The organism is Chryseobacterium indologenes, assembly GCA_016025055.1.
GTDB lineage: Bacteria > Bacteroidota > Bacteroidia > Flavobacteriales > Weeksellaceae > Chryseobacterium > Chryseobacterium indologenes.
On record CP065590.1, the window covers coordinates 1,609,386 to 1,623,401 of the forward strand.

Sequence of the window (14,016 nt, forward strand, 5' to 3'; positions counted from 1 at the left end):
GATCTCGGTAAGCATTTTTAGCAGAGATTTCATTTGATTACACCGTATTTATGGTTAAGTTTTCCGGACAGCTTCTCAATATCATCTTTCCTGGCCAATTCACTAATCCATTCCTGAGGGATATTTTCAAATCCGTAAAAAATACCTGCTAACCCTCCTGTAACGGCTCCTGTGGTATCAGTATCTTCGCCCAGATTTACAGCCTTTAATACTGCTTCTGAATAGCTCTCTGAATTTAAGAAACACCATAAAGAAGCTTCTAAGCTGTGCAGGACATAACCTCCGCTTTTGATTTCAGCTTCAGAATATGTTGAAATATCATATTTTAAAACCCGCTGAAAACGTTCAACCTCATTTATGCTAAAATGCTGTTTTTCTGCATATTCCAAAGCTATATCCTGCATATACTTATAGGCTTCTGCTTTGCTTTTTCCTTTCATCAGCTGAATGGCAAATAGTACATATACAAAACACGCAAAAACAGAGCGGAAATGCCCATGGGTAATTGTTGAAACTTCTTTTACCGTTTTATGGAGTTTTTCAAGATCTTCTTCATCTTTGAGGTAAAAAGCCAAAGGAAGAATTCTCATCAAAGAGCCATTTCCATTATCCTCTTCAAAAACGTTTCCTGAAAATTCTGCACTTTCTCCTCTGATTAATCTTCCAATTGCTTCCCTTGTAGTATTGCCAATATCGAAAAGCCTTCCATGGGCTGTCCAGTGTCCGAATTTTACCCATTGTACAAAGCTTTGGCCGATCTTCTCCAAATCATAGCCTTTAGTCAATTCTTCTGCAAGACAAAGGGTCATTGAACTGTCATCACTCCAGGTTCCCTTAGGCTGATGGTGTGATCCGAATTCCTGCATGGTGGTAACAGGAAATTTTTTCAAATACTCCCTGCTTTTAAATTCTACCGGAACTCCGAGAGCATCGCCAATGCAAACACCCATGATTCCACCTTTTACTTTATTTTTCATCAGGCAAGATCAATTAATTTATCAAACAGAAGCTTCATACCCTGAGTTGCGGTCTCCTTCATCACTACAGCCCTTTGTCCGTATCCAAAACCCGTTTCATTTGGATTGATCACGATTAAAAGACAATCATCTTTAATATCATGAATTAATCCGGCAGCGGGATATACCTGCAATGATGTCCCGATTACCAATAAAATATCGGCTTCTTTCACGATTTCTCTTGCTGTCTGATATAAAGGAACATCTTCCCCGAACCACACGATAAAAGGTCTTAACTGGGCTCCGTCTTCTGCCTTATCACCTATATTGATATCCTCTTTTTGGTCATAAATCAGGTTTTTATTGTTGCATGAGCATGATTTGAACAGTTCTCCGTGAATATGAAGAATATGGGTAGATCCTGCTCTTTCGTGCAGGTCATCAATATTTTGAGTAATGATCTGAACATCGAAATGTTTTTCCAGCTCTGCCAGTAAGTGATGAGCTTCGTTGGGCTGTACTTCGTGAAGCTGGCGTCTTCTCTGGTTGTAAAATTCAAGGACCAGAGCTCTGTCTTTTCTCCAGCCTTCCGGACTTGCCACATCCGTTACATTATGATTTTCCCACAGACCGTCTCCGTCTCGGAAAGTTTGTATTCCGCTTTCGGCACTGATTCCGGCACCGCTTAATATGGTTAGTTTTTTCATTGGTTTAATCTAATAGTTTTTTATAAATCATTTCATTTTCATCATCAAAGCAAACAAAAATAACTTTCTCAATGATATCTGACCTAAAATTTCTGACCTCATCTACAGCAATTTTCCCTGCCAGATCTTTTGGAAATCTATATATGCCTGTACTGATATTGGGAAAAGCAATGGTTTTCACACCAAGGCTTTCTGCTAATTTCAATGAATTATAATAACAGTCTGCCAGCAGTTTTGATACTTTTTCTGCATGACCATTCCAAACCGGACCTACGGTATGAATAACATATTTTGCAGGAAGGTTTCCCGCACCAGTTACTACAGCTTCTCCGGTATTGCACTTGCCCTGTCTGTTTCTAATCTCTCTGCATTCTTCCACTATTTCTGGACCTCCTGCTCTGTGAATTGCTCCGTCTACTCCGCCACCGCCAAGTAAGGATGAGTTGGCAGCATTGACAATCACATCAGTTTGGATTTTTGTGATGTCTCCTTTTATTAATTCAATTTTCATAAAATTTCTTCAAATGGCTTCAACATTTCTTCGTTCTTTGTAAGCACTGCAAAAACCACTTTTTTAAATTTATTTTTGTATTTCCCCTGAAGATGTTTTTTAAACAATCCTGCAATTTCTTTTGGATCATTTCTAAACACTCCACAGCCCCATGCTCCTAAAATCAGCACCTCATTTCCTTCATGTAAAGCCAGCGAAAGCATTTTATTCATTCTGACATCCATGGCAGGTAGAATTTCATGTTCTCTTCCAGGTTCCTGGCGTTTTACCACTCCAGCATTAACTGCCGGAGAAGTAATGAAATTACACAGAACCGGTGTAGGCAGCAAGTCTCCTTTATCTTTACGGAACACCGGAACTTTCGGGCTGTAAATCATCGTGTCTGTATAAAAACAGGATTCCATTGCGCGATGAATCGTGTAATAATCCCATGCCTGCAGCAGACTTTCATACAATCCGGATGTTCTTGCCAGACTTTCTTCCTGTGCTTCCGCACCATTGATAAAGCCACCTCCGGGATTTTTTGCCGAAGCGAAGTTCAGACACATGAGTTTTTCCTGGTTTTCTTCTTCAGCCAATTCTAAGATTGCTTTTAAAGAACTGCAGTTCCTTGTTTCAAAACGTGTTTCAAAAGCAGTTTCCGGCAATGAGGATTCTGCTATTTCCGAAAGCTGTTCCGGAGTGAAAAGAGTGGTTTCTTTTTTACTGATTTCCAGCTCGTTTTCTATATTTATTTTCTCGTTATATTCGTTGATATAATATTTCTTGGCAAGGATATCTAAAGTATCTTTTGCCATTCCTTTATTTGTCATTATTAGTTTTTTATGTTTAATATAAGGTTTTCCAATCCAGTATTCCCGGCTTTCTTACAATCATTTCCTATAAATACTTTGGTTACCTTGATATCGCCTACAATCGCCTCATTAAAACTGTTCAGCTCTTCGGAAGGAACCCATAATTCATTGTGATTTCTGGCCCCGACATTCTGTACAGGATATTGATTCGCTACATCTTCCAACACCTCAAACCGGGTAACAAAACCAAGATAATTTCCGGCTTCGTCTCTTGTATTCCATTTTTCAGCAATCTCTGAAGCATATTCTTCGTTAAGAACAGGATAAAAAATGGGCTGCCATTCCAGTCTTGGAGGAAATTTTTTAAATCCACTTTCCATAATCAATATCATTTCTTTTTCTCCTACCGGTCTGTATAGTGTTGTTGTTTTCATGATGTTTTTCTTTTTTTGTATTACACTGAGGCTCCAATTCTGAGAGCCAGTTCTTTTGACAGAGGATAGTTTTTTTCTACAGGCAGCAGTTTCTTTGCCCTGTCAAATTCTCCCGATTTAATAAGATTCAGGATTTTCTTAACCAAAGGAGTATAATCCTCTATTTTTACAATCCATTCTTCATTAAATTCCTCAATCAGCGATCGGCTAATCCCGACCTGAATGGAACGGTAATTCAGTTTTGTTCCTTTAATATTCCTTTCTGGATCCCACTGCACATAAATCTCTGCATTTTCAAAATCTTTTTCCCAATTTCGAGGGTCGGGATAGACTCTTTTTTCCGGTGAAGTAAGAATCGCTTTGCTTAAAGCCTTCTCCCAGGCTTCTCTTTTAATATGTATTGCCAGAATACATTCCTGATTGGATTTCTGTCCATAGTTACTGCGTTCCATCATCCAAAGAAAAGAAGGCTTTATCCAGGTCATCCTGTTGAATGAAAACGGAGCTGAAAATTTCTGATTCTCAACGGCTGATTGTGCAATGGCTTTATTGTAAGCCTGGTAAACGATGAGAGTCTCATTTTTATAATCTGCTCTTATTTCAAATTCTTTCATTTCTTGTAAATTTATTCAAAGTCATATACATACACCTCCACATTCTTTGCAAGCAGTGTTCTTTCAATAATAGGTTCTATCTCTTCCCATTTTCCTCCTGCCAATCCACATCCGATTCTCGGCATATGAATACTTGCATTGATCTGCAAAGCTTCATGAGAAAGTTTTTCCAAAGCTTTTTCAATAGCATCATATCGAACAGGGACTGCGTTACTTCCGGTTTTTATTCCTTTTTGCCCGATTATATTGGCTACATAAATGTATTTTTCAACCTGTACCATCTGGATTTCCCCTAAGGCAAAATTATTTTCACTTCTGAACCGGTGCCAGTTTCTGTATTCTTTTTCCGGACTGTCCCATCTTTTGGAAACAGCCAGTACAAAACCTTTTCCCCAGCCTCCCAGATCATTACAGATATGGGCAATTATTTTCATTCCTTTTGCCTGTGGAACAGTAGCATCTCCTTTTATATATTGTATCGTTTTCATCGTTATCTATCTAATTCATTATGTTCCTCATCACTATTCTGTTCCTTACAAAATTTCAGTATTACACCAGCCTTTTAAAATCTTTTGAATAAGGTGACCAGGATCCAAAAATGGTATCGAATTTTATTTTTAGTTTCTCCCATTTGAATTCTTCATCCATCTGATCAAGACAGGTTACCACCAGGTTCTTCTTTGTCCCTTTTACATAAGCTCCGTCTAACGTCAACGCATAATTCAATAGTTTATAATCTATATCACCGAACCTCAAACCTTTCTGATATTCATTAAAGGTACAGGTTTCTTCCTGATTGTTTTTTAAAATTATCTCTTTTTCATTGCTCATCCAGCCGTTTCCATGACGCGTGGCATAACTTCTGGTTACATAATACATTTCGATATCCTCAATTTCCAGATATTGACAAACTTGAAAAGCATTTTTTGAAGTGGTATTGGCATAGGTCACGTTGGGAAAAACCCCATGATCCATATCCAGTAAAATTCCCTGGCTTCCTTCAAAAATCAAGTGATCGAATAATTGCAGATAGGAGTAATCTTGTATTTTCCACTCTAAAGCGTCAACCGCTTCTAAAAATGGATGCAGCATGTCTTCAATTTCACTTTCATCCATAAATCCGTAATAGTAGGCGATTCCTTTCAGCTTCTCTATGAGCATTGGTCTTGGCGCTATTAGATCTATGGCAAATAATTTATAGGGAGTTTCCTGTCTTTTCATGGTTGCTCCTATCCCCTTTCCACAGGTTCCGTGCTCCAGATTTTTAATGTTTGTTCTGTTTTGCCAGACATCAAAGGGAGTAGTGAGCTTTGCCAACGGGTGAATATGCAGTTCTGTATTCCCTCCTTTTTCGATCAGCTCCTGAGTTTCATTGAACAAAAACACAGGATAAACAGTACAATGTTCTGTGAAATAGGAAGGCAAACCGCGCAGTGCGCCGCTGGCGTAGCTTGAGTGTACATGCTTCCTGTCATCGATCATCACCGTATGGGCGGCCTGCTGACCTCCTGAAAATCTGACTATTACTGCTTCAGGATTTTGTTGAGCAAGAAAGTCAGTTGTGATTCCTTTTCCTTCGTCACCGAATCCTAATCCTATTACTATTTGTGCGTTTTTCATTGTACAGTTATTTAATTTTAAATCCAATATAAACTTCAGATGCTTTTACCCGATTACTTAAAGCATTTGAATTGCGCCAAATCCATCAGGACCGGTCATTCCGGAATTTTGATTTTTATATATATCGCAGATAATTCCTTTGATAACATTTGGGATTTCTCTGTGATCTTCTATTGATATACAGTTTTCTCCCAACAACTCCTTCCATCCTCTGTCTGCTCTTACTGCCTGGTCCGAATGTAAAACACTGATGTGATAAACTTCATATTTCTTTTTAACTTCTTGCAGCAATTCGAAATGGGTGTAGGTTTGCTGTCCGGATCCCATAATTTCCCTGATCGCAGAAGCCGGTAATACCTGTAAGCAGGGTTCGTCTCCAACGGTAAACAGAATTCCTTTTTGGTTTCTTTTCTCAAAGGCATCTGTTCTGGTATGAAAAGCTGCAAAATACCAGGCTAAAAGATAGCTTTCTCCTCCATTTCCTCCTCCTCCGGATTCAATATAGGTTCTGGTAAGCCACATATCCAGTTCTTCATCACCGGACTCAAATTGTCCAACCTGTAGTGGATAATTGTCACATTCGTGATCCCCGATTCCAAGGAAAAGCAAAGCCGGATCCGGAACGCCTCCCTGAATGATACCTCCCATTAGTTTTGGTAATCCTTCTCTGATCAGTTCGTAAGGAATATGTCCCATACTTCCCGTTACGTCCAACCCCAGAATAATAGGGACGGAATGTGGATGTACTTCTGAATCTCTGGATTCTCTGAAAGCAACACCATGAGGAATCATCGACGGATGGGCTTGCCTTTTGGCATTCTGGGTAAAAATTTCTCCTGCGGATTTTGTTCCGTAACCTGCTTTTCTTGCCCGGTCATAGCGAGCGTCTATATCATATCTTGTACTTCCCATAACTATATTTTTTTCCAAATAAATATTCAAATCTTTTCTGGTCACTTCTAATTGTATATTCAGATTTCTGAGCTTTAATGACAGTTCGATATCTTTCTGAACAAATGTTTCGGAGTTGAAATCTGCGAAAGTCAAACTATTTCTGTCCAAAGGGCTTATGTCGATCAGCCCTTCCTGTTCCCGTTCAAACCTTTTAATCATAAGTTCGATATCTTCTACCCTTCGTCTGTAGATGAGCTCTGAATCTTCTCCGATCGTGCGGGCACGGTCTTCTCTTATCTGGTCATTATTTCTTTTCAATGATTCGATGAATCTTGGTCTTGGTTCAGTTTCCATACTCTTGCGAATTTATTTGTGTTAATATTACGCTAATTTAAAATAGCATGATTTATCCTGTCCTTTTTGTGTTTTATTTTCTCAATTCATCCCTGACTTCCATTAAAGCAAAGCCTAAAAGATTCTCTCCGTTCCAAAGCAAAGGGTTTTCTGCTCTTGTATCGGTTTCCAGCATTCCGATTCCCCAGATCCTGTCGTACGGGCTTGCTTCTACAAGGATTTTATCTCCTGTTGATAAAAGGAAATCTTTACATTTTGTATTCTGAGAAAACTTTAAAAAATTTCCTTTCTTTACCAGATCATACTTATGCTCATCCCAGATTTTCGGATCAAAGTTTTTAACTTTCCTTCCCAGGCTTTTCGCCTGACTGGGTGAGACTGATTGTCGTATTTTTTCCAGGCTTTCCTGATCATTAAATAACCTGGCTTTCCCAACCATCATATAATGTTCAGCTGTGTGATATACAACTCCTTCTTCCTGAAACCTCATCGGAAACCATTGGCTGAAACATGATTTATTGATCTCATTTTTTACAGTATGCCCCCAGAAAAAAAGAAATTTAAGTTTTTCTTTCTTCTGAAAACGTTCTGTAATATTTTGTATAGTGTATTTCATGATTGCGTTATTTTGACACAAATTTAAAGGAATATCATTTTATTAACCAAATTATATTTGCGTTAATTTTACACTATAAACATAAGTGACTGATATTCAGCTTATAAAAATACATTAATATTTTATTACCATATGATTACCTATAAATGATTGTCTTTATGTTTTGGCTAAAGCCAATGGAAGGTAATGGTATAAAAAAACGGGCTAAAGTCTGTTTCTATTGATATTTAATTTTCACAATGATTATGTGTGGTTCTTTGATAAAGATTCCCTACAGCTTATACAGAAGAACTATTTGATTTCAAAATAGAATCCTTCTTCTTCTAGTTCTTTATATTTTTCCTGGTTGAAAGTAAATAATTTCCCCGGTCGTCCACTTCCTTCTTTTTTGACATTTTTCGTATCATTAAGAAGTCCGTAGCTCATAATTTTTTTCCGGAAATTCCTGCGGTCGATTTCTTGTCCCACAATAGTTTTATATAGATTTTCGAGGTCTGAAAATGGAAATTCTTCATTAAGAAGGTTAAAGCCGATCGGTTGATACTGGATTTTTGTTCGTAGTCTTTTAAGTGCAAGATCAATGATGTTTTTATGATCAAAAGCCAGTGAAGGCAGGTTGTTGATTCCGAACCATTGGGCATCCTCTGCATCAGAGTCTGCAAAGAGCTCATGATAAGAAGGGTTGACAAGCCCCAGATAAGCCACGGAAACCACTCTGTTTCGAGGGTCGCGACCTACGTTACCAAATGTATAGAGTTGTTCTAAAAAATCGGGCTTTATACCGGCCTCTTCATATAATTCTCTTTTAACTGCATCATCCAGGTTTTCATCATCCAAAACAAGACCTCCGGGAAGTGCCCAACCTCCTTTAAAAGGTTCTATATTCCTCTTGATTAAAAGAATCTGAAGATCTTTTTTATCAAAATATCCGAAGATAACGGCATCTACTGCCACTTTTATGTCTTGTAATTTTTTGGAAGACTCCATATACTATTTTGCGTTATGAATACACAAAATTACAATTTCTCGCAACAATAAAAAATAATTTATAAATAATAAAAAATTTATATTTTCGGGCTCGTATAATAAACCAGTATTAAAACTACACAATTATGAAAAATTTACTCGCTGTTTTTTCTTTGCTTTGTGTTTTCACAGCATGTGAAAAGGCTACAAATAAGACAGCAGACAGCCATGAAAAGGCAGCACTGGAACCTGTATGGAATGCTGTAGATTCAGCTACAGCAGCCAAGACCTGGATGGAGTTCAGAAGCCCGGGAGAAATGCATAAGGTATTGGAAAAATTTAAGGGCAACTGGACAGCCAACGTCAGCACCTGGGTAGTGGACAACGGGCAACCTGTTATCAGCAAAGCAGAATGTACCAACACCATGATTTTAGGGGGACGCTACCTGGTTACAGATTATAAGGGAAGCGTTATGGGAATGCCGTTTGATGCAGTGAAAACAATGGGCTATGACAAGGCAAAAAAGAAGTTTGTCAGCAGTCTGATCGACAATATGGGTACAGGGTTTATGCAGACAGAAGGTGAATGGGATGAGAATACAAAATCAATCAATTTTAAAGGTAAAATACCGGATCCTACCCAACCCGGAAAGGAATGGGAAGCAAGAGAAACCTATACATTTCTTGATGATAACAACCACATTGTAGAAATATACGGTCCGGATCCTAAAACAGGAAAAGTAATCAGAACAATGGAGGTAAAATTTACCCGTAAGTAAAGAAAAACGCTTCGAATGAAGCGTTTTTTATTTAGTTTGTTTCCGTTCCCAAAAGAGTTGGAGCACTGTAGTTATTATTAAAATACCCTATGTTGTATTCCTGAGAGGTCCAGTTTCCTGTTTTTGAACTGAAAACGTATATCTTATGATCATATCTGTCTGTAAAAATAAAGTTCCCGTTAGATCTGGTAATCTCAGGAGTACTTAAATTATTATTATAATAAGTGATATGATACGACTGTGACTTCCATTCCATTGTTTTAGTATTATACACTACAACCTTACGATCATATTTGTCAACAAATGCAAAGTTACTTCCTGAGGCAAGAGCAGTAGGTTCTGTATTGTTATTGGTATAGCCTACATTAAAATCCTGTGACGACCAGGTTCCGCTGATATAATTAAAAACGTACATTCTGTGATCATATCTGTCGACAAACAATGTGCTCCCATTAGATAAATAAAATAAGTAAGGAATACTATTATTATTAGTATATGTAGCACTATATGTTTGGGAAGTCCAGCTCCCCGTTCTCGAGCTATACATATAAACCTTACTGTCATATGAGTCTATAAACATTATATTTCCATTCTTTGCAGTCACTTCAGGAGTAGTATTATTATTGGTGTATCCTGCATTATAAGTCTGTGAAGTCCACAATCCTGTTTTAGAATTTAACACGTAGATTTTGCCTTCATATTTATCATTATAGAAATAATTACTGCTTTTACTTTCAATAATATCATCTCCGATGGAGGAGCTGGCTGAGGAAACATCAATTTTAGATGCCGTCATTGCATAAGGAACACTCATGAGCTGATTGGTTCCCACGCTGGTATAATTGGTTCCCCCTGCCGGGTCTATTTCCACTTTAATAAATTTAGAATTTACGGCCCAGTTGATTCCGGAGAATGTTCCTGAAACCGGTGTTCCCTGCCCTATATTCAAATTGATCAATCCTTTTGAATTTGTTGTCTTGGAGTGTGTTTCCGTGTAAAGGTTTGTTCCTGAAGCGGCATTATTCAAAATACTGATTCGTACAGAAACATTCCCGTTAGTTACAGGACTTCCCGCTGCATTAAAAGCAATTGCCTGATAGGTAAATCCCTGGGGAATCTGTGCAAAGACTACAGCTGTTGTCAATGCCAGTAGAAAAGTGTATAATTTTTTCATGATGATTGTTTATTTTTTAATGATTTTGACAGATTTTAAATCCGAGTTTTTAAAGGTAAGCAGATACACTCCTTTCAGCAGAGAAGAAAGATCTATACGGTTATTATTAATCTCTTTTTGCATAATCAGCTTTCCGGACAGATCATACACGGAGACTTCCCGTGGTTTTTCTTTTAAAGAAATCTGAAGGGTAACATAATCTGCTGTAGGATTGGGATAAACAATTACTTTATCTTGTTTTACAACCACTTCAGTAACTCCTAAAACATCAAGAACAGTTTGATAAAGCATTCCGAGTGTTCCCGAATTCTGCTGATCCGGATCATCAGGAACCACATAGATTTCCCCTACCGTATGCATCAGGTTATTATTAGATATTCCCCCGAATTGATATTTCCTATCAGACTTTGAGAGTAAAAAGTGACAGATAGGAGAAAACCTGTCAGAACGTAAAGTTTTTTCATGGAAATTAATTTTGAGCAAATATATAATAAAGACAGTTATCTTTTAAAAGTTGTTTTTACTTCCACAACATCCTTTTAATCTTAAAGAAAAAGACCGGTATGGAACCGGTCTTTTCATATATAAAATACTTGATTTTTAATCATTAAGCTTTAAAACAGCCATAAATGCAGATTGTGGTACTTCTACTCTTCCGATCTGCTTCATTTTTTTCTTCCCTTCTTTCTGTTTCTCCAATAATTTACGTTTTCTGGAAATATCTCCACCGTAACATTTTGCGGTAACATCTTTTCTTAGAGCCTTGATCGTTTCTCTTGCGATAACTTTCGTTCCCAATGCTGCCTGAACAGCGATATCAAACTGCTGTCTCGGGATCAGTTCACGAAGTTTCTCACACATTCTCTTACCGATATAGTAAGCATTACTGTCATGGATCAGCGATGAAAGGGCATCTACCATGTCACCATTAATCAGAATATCCATTTTTACAAGCTTGGAAGCTCTGAATCCAATCGGATGGTAATCGAATGACGCATATCCTTTAGAGATTGATTTTAACCTGTCATAGAAATCAAATACAACTTCTGCCAACGGCATGTTGAAAATCAATTCTACTCTTTCAGAAGTTAAATAACTTTGGTTAACGATCTCCCCTCTTTTTTCAATACATAAGGTCATTACTGCTCCCACGAAATCGGACTTTGTAATGATAGAAGCTTTAATGAAAGGTTCTTCTACCCTGTCCATTGTTGAAGGGTCCATCATTTCTGACGGGTTATTGATCAGAATCGGAACTTCAGGTTCTTTTTTGGTATATCCGAAGTAAGAAACGTTGGGTACCGTTGTAATAACGTTCATATTGAATTCTCTATCCAAACGTTCCTGAACAATTTCCATGTGAAGCATTCCCAGAAATCCGCAACGGAACCCGAAACCAAGGGCAGCGGAACTTTCCGGTTCAAAAACCAGGGAAGCATCATTCAATCTTAATTTCTCCAGAGAGAATCTTAATTCTTCAAAATCCTCAGAATCAATTGGGTAGATACCGGCAAATACCATCGGTTTTACTTCTTCAAAACCATCAATTGGTCCATCTGCAGGTTTTTCAAAAGAGGTAATGGTATCTCCTACTTTTACTTCACGGGCATCTTTAATTCCGGAAACCAGATATCCTACATCTCCACACTGAATGGTTTTCTTAGGAACCTGTTTCAGCTTCAATGTACCCACCTCATCAGCGCCATATTCCTTACCTGTGGCAAAAAATTTGATTTTTTCATTTTTTGTAATACTTCCGTTTACTACTTTGAAATATGCTTCAATTCCTCTGAACGGGTTATAAACCGAGTCAAAGATCAAAGCCTGAAGTGGTCCGTCAGGATTTCCAACAGGAGCCGGAATCCTTTCAACAATTTGTTCTAAAAGATGGTGAACTCCTTCTCCTGTTTTTCCTGAAACTCTTAATACATCTTCATATTCGCAACCGATTAAATTCATAATTTCGTCGGTTACTTCTTCAGGGTTTGCAGAAGGAAGGTCAATTTTATTCAAAATTGGAATGATCGTAAGGTCATTTTCTAATGCTAAATAAAGATTACTGATGGTCTGTGCCTGGATACTTTGCGCAGCATCCACAATAAGAAGGGCACCTTCACAAGCAGCAATAGAACGGGAAACTTCATAAGAAAAGTCTACGTGTCCCGGGGTATCGATAAGGTTTAAAATAAATTTTTCACCTTTATACTCATAATCCATCTGGATCGCGTGTGACTTAATGGTAATCCCACGTTCTTTCTCCAAATCCATATCATCCAGCGTCTGAGACTGTAATTCTCTTTGGGTAACAGTGTTTGTATACTCCAAAAGACGGTCTGCCAAAGTACTTTTACCATGGTCGATATGAGCGATTATGCAAAAATTTCGTATGTTTTTCATTTAAGAATCTTGTAATTTGCAAAGATAAGAAAATGCAAGAGAATTTTTCATGCTTAATTTTTACTTTTAACTGAAACACAGATAACAATACTGATGAAAGTGAATTTTTCCTCTTTTTTCAATATCTATTTAGTTTTACCAAAGTCTTCCGGTACAATATAATTTCCTGTAAAAGGATCAATATAAACCGGAACTCCTGAAGAAATATTCTTTTTGTTTGATACACTGGCATCGATAACGGCACCAATAATACCACCGACCAGACCACCCGCGGCTGCGCCAATTGTAACACCGGTTACAGCTGTTTCAGGAAATAGTTCAGCTTTCGTCACCTCAATAAAAACTCCTTGATCATTTTTGAAAATCTCGGTATAACCTACCGGAATATTTTTATAGGCTCTGCCATCATATACAAAAGCGTAAAAATGTCTTATTGCCGTTTTTTCTTCTCCTTTTACTGCTTTTGTAATAATTCCTTTATTATTGGTTTGAAAAGTAAATCCGGGTTCAGGATTATGGGTAAAAAAACTATAATAATCCCGGTAAACTCCTTCTTTTAATTCGTCTGTTTTTAAAATACTAAGCTTTTCTTTTAATACCGAAGTATAGTCGGGAAGTTCGCTTTCTGAAAGAACATATTCCCACGGCGTGGCATTGTAGGATTTTTTTAACAGGTCTGTAAAAATTAATGTTACTTTTCTTGCTAAATTTTGCCCGAGATAAGGAGTCGTACGGGATGAAACGGTAGCAACCGTATCTTTTCTGTACACAAAATGATATCCATCTTCTTTTTTCATAAAAGTACTTGCTCTCAGTTCCAGTTTTCCGATGGAATATTTTTCCTTCTTGTCTTCCGAAATGTTCAGATTTTCCAGCACAAGAACCATATCATTCTGACCTCTCACCGGATTGTATTTGTAAAACCAATCTTTAAGATCTTTATCTGCTCCATTTTCAAAAACAACTTTCACTTCGTCTTTATGATGCATTACGCTTCCTATTTCAGGATTTGTCCTTTGATCTATCACCGTAAAGTTTTTGATAGATTTTTTGTCATCTTTAATAGATTTTGAAAGATCAATAGTTTCTATTTTCTGACCCAATAATAAGATTGAAAACAGTAAAAAGAAAAGTGATTTTTGCATACATATACTTTTTCACAAAAGTAATTTTTTTGTTTTATAAATTAAACGGCTCTCA

General features: G+C 37.4%; 16 protein-coding genes and 1 pseudogene. 1 reads left to right on the plus strand and 16 read right to left on the minus strand.

Annotation, left to right across the window (positions count from 1 at the left end; translation table 11 throughout):
- Positions 1-29: 29 nt before the first annotated feature.
- From H3Z85_07180 to H3Z85_07235, 12 genes and pseudogenes are all read right to left on the minus strand, one after another.
- A complete protein-coding gene (locus H3Z85_07180; GenBank protein ID QPQ53138.1) occupies positions 30-977 on the minus strand; it encodes an ADP-ribosylglycohydrolase family protein in 948 nt (315 codons plus the stop codon).
- On the minus strand, positions 977-1,663 hold the full coding sequence (locus H3Z85_07185; protein QPQ53139.1) for an NAD-dependent deacylase: 687 nt from the start codon (positions 1,661-1,663) through the stop codon (positions 977-979). The genes H3Z85_07180 and H3Z85_07185 overlap by 1 nt, the downstream gene beginning before the upstream one ends.
- A 4-nt stretch (positions 1,664-1,667) precedes the next feature.
- The gene (locus H3Z85_07190; GenBank protein QPQ53140.1) at positions 1,668-2,174 is read right to left on the minus strand and encodes an O-acetyl-ADP-ribose deacetylase; all 507 of its coding nucleotides are present in this window, start codon (positions 2,172-2,174) and stop codon (positions 1,668-1,670) included.
- A complete protein-coding gene (locus H3Z85_07195; GenBank protein ID QPQ53141.1) occupies positions 2,171-2,986 on the minus strand; it encodes a TIGR02452 family protein in 816 nt (271 codons plus the stop codon). The genes H3Z85_07190 and H3Z85_07195 overlap by 4 nt, the downstream gene beginning before the upstream one ends.
- Positions 2,987-2,988: 2 nt before the next feature.
- Positions 2,989-3,402, minus strand: a complete 414-nt coding sequence (locus tag H3Z85_07200) for an ADP-ribosylation/crystallin J1 (protein ID QPQ53142.1) — start codon at positions 3,400-3,402, stop codon at positions 2,989-2,991.
- Between the two features lie 20 nt (positions 3,403-3,422).
- Positions 3,423-4,016, minus strand: a complete 594-nt coding sequence (locus H3Z85_07205) for a DUF4291 domain-containing protein (protein ID QPQ53143.1) — start codon at positions 4,014-4,016, stop codon at positions 3,423-3,425.
- 11 nt (positions 4,017-4,027) lie between these two features.
- Complete coding sequence (locus H3Z85_07210) at positions 4,028-4,504, minus strand: macro domain-containing protein (protein ID QPQ53144.1); 477 nt, start codon at positions 4,502-4,504, stop codon at positions 4,028-4,030.
- Between the two features lie 61 nt (positions 4,505-4,565).
- Positions 4,566-5,636 (minus strand): adenylosuccinate synthetase, encoded by a 1,071-nt coding sequence (locus tag H3Z85_07215; GenBank protein ID QPQ53145.1) that lies wholly within the window; start codon positions 5,634-5,636, stop codon positions 4,566-4,568.
- A gap of 57 nt (positions 5,637-5,693) precedes the next feature.
- Positions 5,694-6,548 carry a hypothetical protein gene (locus H3Z85_07220; protein QPQ53146.1) on the minus strand — a complete coding sequence of 285 codons (855 nt, stop codon included), beginning with the start codon at positions 6,546-6,548 and terminating at the stop codon, positions 5,694-5,696.
- A pseudogene (locus tag H3Z85_07225) lies at positions 6,529-6,884 on the minus strand (hypothetical protein). The gene H3Z85_07220 and the pseudogene H3Z85_07225 overlap by 20 nt, the downstream one beginning before the upstream one ends.
- Positions 6,885-6,957: 73 nt before the next feature.
- Complete coding sequence (locus tag H3Z85_07230) at positions 6,958-7,500, minus strand: NADAR family protein (GenBank protein QPQ53147.1); 543 nt, start codon at positions 7,498-7,500, stop codon at positions 6,958-6,960.
- Positions 7,501-7,791: 291 nt separating this feature from the next.
- Entirely contained in the window at positions 7,792-8,487 is a 696-nt protein-coding gene (locus tag H3Z85_07235; GenBank protein QPQ53148.1) for an NUDIX hydrolase, read from the minus strand.
- A 125-nt stretch (positions 8,488-8,612) separates the two neighbouring features.
- Here H3Z85_07235 and H3Z85_07240 point away from each other — a divergent pair, with 125 nt between their 5' ends.
- Complete coding sequence (locus H3Z85_07240) at positions 8,613-9,245, plus strand: DUF1579 domain-containing protein (protein ID QPQ53149.1); 633 nt, start codon at positions 8,613-8,615, stop codon at positions 9,243-9,245.
- A 31-nt stretch (positions 9,246-9,276) separates the two neighbouring features.
- On the opposite strand, the gene H3Z85_07245 is transcribed toward H3Z85_07240, so the two are convergent.
- The 4 genes from H3Z85_07245 to H3Z85_07260 all read right to left on the minus strand — a co-directional run bounded on the left by H3Z85_07245 (position 9,277) and on the right by H3Z85_07260 (position 13,961).
- The gene (locus tag H3Z85_07245; GenBank protein QPQ53150.1) at positions 9,277-10,419 is read right to left on the minus strand and encodes a hypothetical protein; all 1,143 of its coding nucleotides are present in this window, start codon (positions 10,417-10,419) and stop codon (positions 9,277-9,279) included.
- Positions 10,420-10,428: 9 nt separating this feature from the next.
- Positions 10,429-10,779 carry a T9SS type A sorting domain-containing protein gene (locus H3Z85_07250; protein ID QPQ53151.1) on the minus strand — a complete coding sequence of 117 codons (351 nt, stop codon included), beginning with the start codon at positions 10,777-10,779 and terminating at the stop codon, positions 10,429-10,431.
- Positions 10,780-11,019: 240 nt separating this feature from the next.
- Positions 11,020-12,816 (minus strand): elongation factor 4, encoded by a 1,797-nt coding sequence (lepA, locus tag H3Z85_07255; protein QPQ53152.1) that lies wholly within the window; start codon positions 12,814-12,816, stop codon positions 11,020-11,022.
- 125 nt (positions 12,817-12,941) lie between these two features.
- Positions 12,942-13,961, minus strand: coding sequence for a hypothetical protein (locus H3Z85_07260; GenBank protein QPQ53153.1), 1,020 nt, complete (start codon positions 13,959-13,961; stop codon positions 12,942-12,944).
- Between the last annotated feature and the right edge of the window lie 55 nt (positions 13,962-14,016).